The organism is Parasediminibacterium paludis (assembly GCF_042651445.1).
In the GTDB taxonomy this organism is placed as follows: Bacteria; Bacteroidota; Bacteroidia; order Chitinophagales; family Chitinophagaceae; genus Parasediminibacterium; species Parasediminibacterium paludis.
Genome location: NZ_JBHSDC010000010.1, coordinates 1 through 4,682, shown reverse-complemented (window position 1 = coordinate 4,682; position 4,682 = coordinate 1). Strand labels below are relative to the sequence as shown.

Annotated in this window: 5 protein-coding genes; all 5 read left to right on the top strand. The window is 35.1% G+C overall.

What is annotated here, in order from left to right:
* Positions 1-208 precede the first annotated feature (208 nt).
* Positions 209-685 (top strand): hypothetical protein, encoded by a 477-nt coding sequence (locus ACFOW1_RS06730; RefSeq protein WP_379013103.1) that lies wholly within the window; start codon positions 209-211, stop codon positions 683-685.
* 287 nt (positions 686-972) lie between these two features.
* Positions 973-1,977, top strand: coding sequence for a hypothetical protein (locus ACFOW1_RS06725; RefSeq protein WP_379013102.1), 1,005 nt, complete (start codon positions 973-975; stop codon positions 1,975-1,977).
* A gap of 4 nt (positions 1,978-1,981) precedes the next feature.
* On the top strand, positions 1,982-2,857 hold the full coding sequence (locus ACFOW1_RS06720; RefSeq protein ID WP_379013101.1) for an S-4TM family putative pore-forming effector: 876 nt from the start codon (positions 1,982-1,984) through the stop codon (positions 2,855-2,857).
* Positions 2,858-3,386: 529 nt separating this feature from the next.
* Entirely contained in the window at positions 3,387-4,016 is a 630-nt protein-coding gene (locus ACFOW1_RS06715) for a hypothetical protein (protein WP_379013099.1), read from the top strand.
* 10 nt (positions 4,017-4,026) lie between these two features.
* The gene (locus ACFOW1_RS06710; RefSeq protein ID WP_379013098.1) at positions 4,027-4,620 is read left to right on the top strand and encodes a hypothetical protein; all 594 of its coding nucleotides are present in this window, start codon (positions 4,027-4,029) and stop codon (positions 4,618-4,620) included.
* Positions 4,621-4,682: the final 62 nt, after the last annotated feature.

Below are 4,682 nucleotides of genomic sequence, written 5' to 3'. Positions count from 1 at the left end.
CGATGAAAGCATCTATCAACCGTACTGCATTATCGGCAGTCACTTGTTCATCCAATGTGCTGAAATAAGTTTGATGGCGGTTATTGCCTGGTATAAATTGCATACAAAATAATAGCAAAAACAGTACTCCTTTTTTCAATATCCACACTTTGGGTATATTTGAAAAGCAATGGTAGTTTTTTCACAAACTCTCGTTAGCGGTAATTTTATGAGACCAACACTACTAATTTTCACGACAATAATTTTGACACTTACTTCTTGCGAAGGCTTCATTCATATGCAAGGTCGAGTTATAGACAATTCGACAAAACAAGCAATTGAAAATGTAAAGGTGCTTTTGATTTTAAGAGGAAAAGACACATTAGCTAACAATAAACTTCATCACGACACAGTTGAATACAACGACAGACTTGCTATAAGGAAAAAAGGAATTAAGGATGATTATAAAATGTATGACACAAAAGGTTTCTCAAAACTTGGACCTTCTATAACCGACACGACAGGTTATTTTAGTATTGGAAATATTTTAGTTGGTTGTGTTCCTAAATGCCCGACTTGCCAACTACTATTTATCAAAGATGGATATGAGTCTTTGTCTGTAAAACTAAACTCAATTGTTCACGACAGTATGACTGTTTCTTTAAAAAAGGTATCAGACAAATCGTTTAATTCAACAAGCCATTGACAACAAAAACTACCGCTAACAAGCGGTTTTGTTCAATTGCGGCTGGACAAACAAACTTCTGCTAATTGCAAATCTCAACTCCTGTTCGGGCAAGACAAGCAATATTGAACTTTCAACTAACTTCAACAATCAAACTCAAATCACCAGCGGTTGTCGGCAGACGGAATTCTAATTCCGCAACTGCACAAAGCCGCCGGACGTTAGCGGTCAGGCAATGGCGACTAAATCTCTTACAGCACCTTCATAAACAAAGAACAACCAAACAAATACTCAAGATTTATATAACTATGGCAACAACAGTTAATAATGCTTTCGATGCTTTTATGAAAGACATTGTTCGTTTGGATACTGATCGTAACGATGTAGCAAAGAGAAGTAAAAACAATTTGGTCACAGAAATTGAGAAATTCCCAAACGATGGTAAATTTTTGGACCTCTATCCTGATTATATGTCAATTGACTATGGCTCGTTTTCACGTAAAACCAAAATAAGACCATTGGATGATATTGATTTAATGATTGTTTTACATGCGAATGGTAACTGGAGAGAGGCAATTGATGGAGGCTATAGAATCCGTGTGCAATCCAACGCAAGCAAACAACTTGCACTTTGTAATCCTGGAACAGATGTTCTTAACTCAATAAAAGTTATCAATAAGTTCAAAGACTATCTAGCAAATGTGCCATCATACAAGAAAGCAGATATAAAACGAAATCAAGAAGCAGTAACGTTAGAACTCAACTCTTACGAATGGGTATATGACATAGTGCCCTGTTTTCAAACAACACCCGATAACTTCGGCAAGACATTTTTTTTAATCCCAGATGGAAGCGGAAACTGGAAACCGACTGATCCAAGAATTGACAAAGACAGAACTATAGCCATTAACAGTAAACAACAAGTTTCTGTTCTTGACATGATTAGAATTATGAAATATTGGACTAAGCGCCGTACTGCAGCTACTATGGGATCATATTTTCTCGAATGCATGATTTTAAACTATTACGATTCCCTAGGAGTTTCTAGCAGCAAATACATTGATGTAGAATTACCGAATCTGTTTGCATGTGTCTATCACCAAATACACAACAGTTTGTACGACCCAAAAGGATTTCAAGGTGATTTAAATAAGTTAACTTGGAACGAGAGAAATTCTATACAAGAGAGAGCTGAACTTGACTATAATCGCTCAAAAGAAGCCCGAGATTTGGAAGCAAACAGTAAACAAAAAGAATCTATCCAAAAATGGGGAGAAATATTCGGTCCTGAATTTCCAACCTATACGACATAATAACATGAATTCGATTAAAGAAAAGCAGGAGCTTCCTCAAAATATGAAATTGTTGAAGGCCCAAAGGACAATTTATGCGAATGCTAAAAAAATATATCGATGGCAACTTACCATTACAATATTGATAGTAGTGATTTTAAATTTTGTAAAGTTGCTACAGAAGGACATTACACAAATTGACTTAACACCTTATGTAGCTTTGGTATCTGTTACAATAACTTTAGTTGATCCGCTTTTTCTATCTGGCTATTTGTCTAAGTTCAAAACAAATGGAGCGAAAGTGCAAGAATTATTTGATTGTAGCGTATATAACATGGAGTGGAATGAAACAAACAGTGGAGAAAAACCGGAAAACTGGGTTATAGAGGAGGCTGCAAAAAAATATGTTCACAATCCTAAAGCGCCATTGACGAATTGGTATCACATCGACCTTGACGGTTTAAACCATGAAGAATCAATACTCCGTTGTCAGGAAACAAATTTGGAATATGATCGCAAGTTAAGATATCATTTCAAAAACGATTGCACAATCGCATGTTTAGTGGTAGTCATAACTTCCTTCATTATAGCTACAATTGTTAATTCGTCAGTGAAAGGCTATCTAACTAACTTTATCGCACCAACTTTGCCACTCCTTGTAATATTGCTTAAAATTATTTTGGATAACCAGAAATCTGTTAAATCTTTAGAAGAGGTCAGAAAGGCAGCAAGAAAACTTCGTAATGCTGCCGGCAAGCCATCAATGATTCAGCTAAGACAAGTGCAAGACAAGTTGTATTGTAGTAGAAAAGATAGCACTTTGATACCTGAAAATTATTATCATTATCGACGACCCAAATTAGAGCAATCAACAAAAAGCAATGTTGCAAATCAACTTTAAGAATGAATGCCCGAACCGCTAACATTGCATTGGCAATATGGCGGGGCAACGTGAAATTAGCAGCAATAAGTCGCATATTGGCTTTTGTTCCAGCGTGACCGAACACTATTGAGCTATAAAACAAACATTGAACTTTTGTATTTTTATTCAGCATTGGTTCCGGGCTGAACGTTCAATGAATACCGCCACATCGCCAATGCTTTCCGTTAGTGGCAATATTTCCTAAATTTGATACAACGTAATTATCCAAAATCCAAATTATGCAAAACGTAACAAGCTAACCCTTCGCAGTCAGGCACATTTGAAAGGCACACAAAACCCAAAGCACAGAAGCAAACCTTACAAAAGAGCCTTCCTGCAACTACACACAATGACAATTTTCGCTTATCTGCATGACTCACAATCAAAATAATTATGCACTTAACATAAATAAAATATTGACAAATAGTTATAATCCGATTAAATATATAAGTTTATGCAATGAAATGAATATCCTTAATGTCATTATAGCAATACAATTCTAATCTTCATGAAAAAATCAATAACAATGCAATTATTTTTTTTTTTATCTGCAACTGTATTTCTTTCTTGCCACAAGGATACAATTGTAAACAATCAAAAAGCATCAGAATATTTCCCTAATAAAATTGGCAATTGTTGGCAGTATTCTGTTTATGATTCTAGTTTACAAAAACAGTATGATGTTACAGTTAGTATAATTGGTACTAAGAAATTAATTGATGGAATTGACGCTAATATCTGGCAATATCAGTATCCAGACAAAACAGATACAAATTATGTAAGACTTGATGTTGATACAATAAAGATTTATGATAAAACTAGAATTGAAACTCTTCAGGGATTACAATTTCCACTTAATACGTATGTGATACCATTTAAAAATGGGCAACGATGGGATGGTAAGTTATTGGCTGTGGATAGTTCATATGTTACAGCATTAACTTCAATTTCAATCTCAGCCGAAACATTTATGAACGGGTTCAATATTTATCATTATTACTTAGGTCCCAATATTGAGTATATAGATAATTATGGGTTTATCTCAAACATTGGAATAGTAAAAATGTATCTCAACCACTACAATTTTGCACCACGTAATAAACAACTTTGGCAGCTAAAAAAATATATTTTAAACTAAAAAAACAATCATGAAAACCATTTTACACAGCACTTGCTTTCTCATCATTCTAACCGCAGTTCTTAATCCATCTGCTCATGCTCAAACAAATAATCCTAAAAAAAGTGTTTTACACTTAGCCAATGGTGTTTCTGCCCCAGTTGGCCAAAATTCGTCTTCAAATGTTACCACATTTTCCACAACTACTTGTGATGGTAACGACGTTAGGATATTCCCATCACCACTTCCTCAATCAGAAGTGCATATTAGCATTAATAAGCAGAATCCAAATGTTCTTCTTTTAAGTGCAAACACATTTCCAATTTCAAATTCATGGCAAGGTGCTTATTGGAGTACAAATGCAAATATTAGTTGGACTGGTTCTGACAATCTTCCTAATAATGCCCCTGGGCGTGGAGACCCTTCGACGGCTTTTGATGCAAACGGTAATGGCTATGTTGCAACAATGTCTTATCCTACGGGCAACATTAATGCAGAACCAAATGGTTATGCAATACAACGTACAACGAATAATGGAACAACTTGGGGTACTCAAGTATCAGGTAGTGGAACGATTAATGGGTTAGACAAAATAATGGTAGCAGCAGATGATGTTCCAATGTAAGCTCCCCTAAAATCCGCTACATTCAAAAGTATAAAATTCTCCGTTTTCAGTTTTTATAGGAT